This is a genomic window from Pseudomonas sp. NPDC086112, assembly GCF_044746425.1.
Classification (GTDB): Bacteria; Pseudomonadota; Gammaproteobacteria; order Pseudomonadales; family Pseudomonadaceae; genus Aquipseudomonas.
In genome coordinates this window covers 1-3,305 of the sequence record NZ_JBIVCD010000089.1, presented here as the reverse complement: position 1 = coordinate 3,305, position 3,305 = coordinate 1, and the positions used below count along the sequence as shown (strand labels likewise).

Annotated in this window: 2 protein-coding genes; both read right to left on the bottom strand. The window is 59.6% G+C overall.

From position 1 onward, the window contains the following. The coding region (pheT, locus tag ACIPLA_RS28035) for a phenylalanine--tRNA ligase subunit beta (RefSeq protein WP_401177715.1) at positions 1-2,288 on the bottom strand (2,288 nt) is incomplete at its 3' end. Positions 2,289-2,308: 20 nt separating this feature from the next. Then, a partial coding sequence (pheS, locus tag ACIPLA_RS28030) for a phenylalanine--tRNA ligase subunit alpha (RefSeq protein ID WP_401177712.1) occupies positions 2,309-3,305 on the bottom strand: 997 nt, incomplete at its 5' end.

Here is a 3,305-nt window from a genome sequence, read left to right as displayed (position 1 = left end):
GGATGCTGCCAGGTCAAGCCAACTGCAAGGCTTTTTCTATGCGGATCAATACCTTTACCCTGATACACGTCAAATAGCCTGAGGTCCGTCAGCCATTCGCCTGCATTTTCACGGATTACGTCCAGTACGGCAGTGGCCGCAACGTCTTTATCCGCCAGCAGTGCAAGGTCACGACGCACTTCAGGAAAGCGCGATAACTCCTGGAATTTAGGCATTTTGCCCAACGCCACTTCGGCCAGAACCAGCTCGAATACGAAGACCGGACGGTCGAGACCGAGGGTTTTCGACAATTCAGGGTGGATCGCGCCAACGAAACCTACCAAACGACCTTCACGTTCGATGCGCGCGGTTTGGCCCGGGTGCAACGCAGGGTGTTTGCCCGGCACGAACGTGAACGAATCCAGCGCACCGGCGAAGCCCAGTACCGCTTCCACATCGGCTTTGACGTCGAAGAAGTCAACGACATCGCGACCTTGCGCCCAGCCTTCCGGCAGACGGCTACCGCACACCACACCCGCCAGCATCGGTTCTTGCTTCAAGCCTTCCAGCTGACCGACGAAGCGCAGGCCGCTTTCGAACAGACGGACGCGATCCTGCTGACGGTTCAGGTTGTGCTGAAGCGCCTTGACCAGACCAGGCCACAGGGACGAACGCATGGCAGCCATGTCGTTGGAAATCGGGTTGGCCAGCAGCAGCGGCTCGACACCCGGATTAAACAACTCGAATTGTTTCGGATCAATGAAGCTGTAAGTGATCGCTTCCTGATAACCACGAGCCACCAGCAGACGGCGCAGTTCAGGCAGATCGCTGCGCGCTTCGGCCTTGGCTTGCGGCGCCAGACGGGCTTGCGGGTAGCGAACCGGCAGACGGTTGTAACCGTACAGACGGGCCAGCTCTTCGATCAGGTCGACTTCCAGGCTGATATCGAAACGGAAGCTTGGCACTTCAACGCGCCACTGCCCTGCCCCATCGGCAGAAATGATCAGGCCCAAAGCGCTGAGCAGACGCTCGACTTCGGCCGAATCCATCTCCATGCCCAGCATCTGGGTGATGCGCTGGGCACGCAGGGTGATCGGCGCGATCGACGGCAGGTGCTGCTCACTGACGGTTTCGATGATCGGACCAGCTTCGCCCCCGGTGATGTCCAGCAGCAGGCCAGTGGCACGCTCCATGGCTTCACGGGCAAGCTGCCAATCCACGCCACGCTCGTAACGGTGTGAGGCATCGGTGTGCAGGCCATAGGAACGAGCCTTGCCAGCGACAGCAATCTGGTCGAAGAACGCGCTTTCGAGGAAAATATCGCGAGTGGTCGCGGTGTTGACGCCGCTGTGCTCGCCCCCCATGACGCCGGCGATAGCCAAGGCACGGGTGTGGTCTGCAATCACCAGCGTATCGCTACGCAGGCTGACTTCCTGACCATCAAGCAGAACCAGCTTCTCGCCTTCTTCGGCCATGCGTACGCGGATGCCGCCATTGATTTCGGCGAGATCGAACGCGTGCAGCGGTTGACCCAGTTCCAGCATCACATAGTTAGTGATGTCGACGGCGGCGTCGATGCTGCGCACATCGGCGCGACGCAGGCGCTCGACCATCCACAGCGGCGTAGGCTTGGACAGGTCGACGTTACGGATCACGCGCCCCAGGTAACGCGGGCACGCGGCTGGCGCGAGGACTTCAACTGAACGCACTTCGTCGTGCACAGCGGGAACGCTGGCAATCGCCGGGCGCACGACCTGGGCAGCATAAAGCGCACCGACTTCGCGGGCCAGACCGGCCAGCGACAGGCAATCACCGCGGTTCGGGGTCAGATCAACCTCGATGCTGGCGTCGTCAAGGCTCAGGTACTCACGAATGTCCTGACCGACCGGCGCATCGGCCGGCAATTCCATCAGGCCATCGTTGCCTTCGCCGATTTGCAGCTCGGCCTGGGAGCACAGCATGCCGTTGGATTCAACGCCACGCAGCTTGGCTTTCTTGATTTTGAAGTCGCCCGGCAGTTCGGCACCGATCATGGCGAACGGGATCTTCAGGCCCGGGCGCACGTTTGGCGCACCGCACACGACCTGGAAAGTCTCCGAGCCATTGCTGACCTGGCAAACGCGCAACTTGTCGGCGTCCGGGTGCTGCTCAGTGCTCAGCACCTCGCCCACGATCACGCCACTGAATACGCCGGCGGCCGGCGTAACGCTATCGACCTCAAGACCGGCCATCGACAGACGGGCAACCAGCTCGTCGCGACTTACCTGCGGGCTAACCCAGCCACGCAGCCATTGTTCACTGAATTTCATCCTGCTCTCCTAAGAATTCGTTACGAATAGCGAAATTGCGCGAGGAACCGCAAGTCGTTGTCGAAGAACATACTAAAGTCGTTCACGCCGTAACGCAGCATGGCCAGACGCTCAACGCCCATGCCGAAGGCAAAGCCCGAAAACTCTTCCGGGTCGATCCCGGACATGCGCAGCACGTTCGGGTGAACCATGCCGCAGCCCATGACTTCCAGCCAGCCAGTCTGCTTGCAGACACGGCAACCTTTACCGCTGCACATCACGCATTCCATGTCGACTTCGGCGGAAGGCTCGGTGAACGGGAAGTACGAAGGACGGAAACGCACGGCCAGTTCTTTTTCGAAGAACACGCGCAGGAACTCTTCGATGGTGCCTTTCAGGTCGGCGAAGTTGATATCGCGATCGACCAGCAGGCCTTCGACCTGGTGGAACATCGGGGAGTGAGTGATATCGGAGTCGCTACGGTACACACGGCCTGGGCAGACGATGCGGATCGGCGGCTGTTTCGATTCCATGGTGCGGACCTGTACCGGAGAGGTATGGGTGCGCAGCAACATGTTGGCATTGAAATAGAAGGTGTCATGCATCGACCGGGCCGGGTGATGGCCTGGGATGTTGAGCGCTTCAAAGTTGTGGTAATCGTCTTCGACCTCAGGGCCTTCAGCGATGCCATAGCCGATGTGGGTGAAGAATTGTTCGATACGTTCCAGAGTGCGAGTAACCGGATGCAGACCACCGGAGGTCTGGCCACGGCCAGGCAGGGTCACGTCAATGGACTCGGCGGACAGTTTGGCGGCCAGGTCGGCCTCTTCAAACAGTGCCTTGCGGGCATTGAGAACCTCTGTGACACGCTCCTTGGCAACGTTGATCAGCGCGCCGACTTGCGGGCGCTCTTCTGCCGGTAAATTCCCCAGGGTCTTCATCACCTGAGTCAATTCGCCTTTTTTGCCAAGGTAGTGAACCCGGATTTGCTCCAGGGCATTGATATCTTCAGCGCTTTGCACAGCCTCTAGTGCTTGA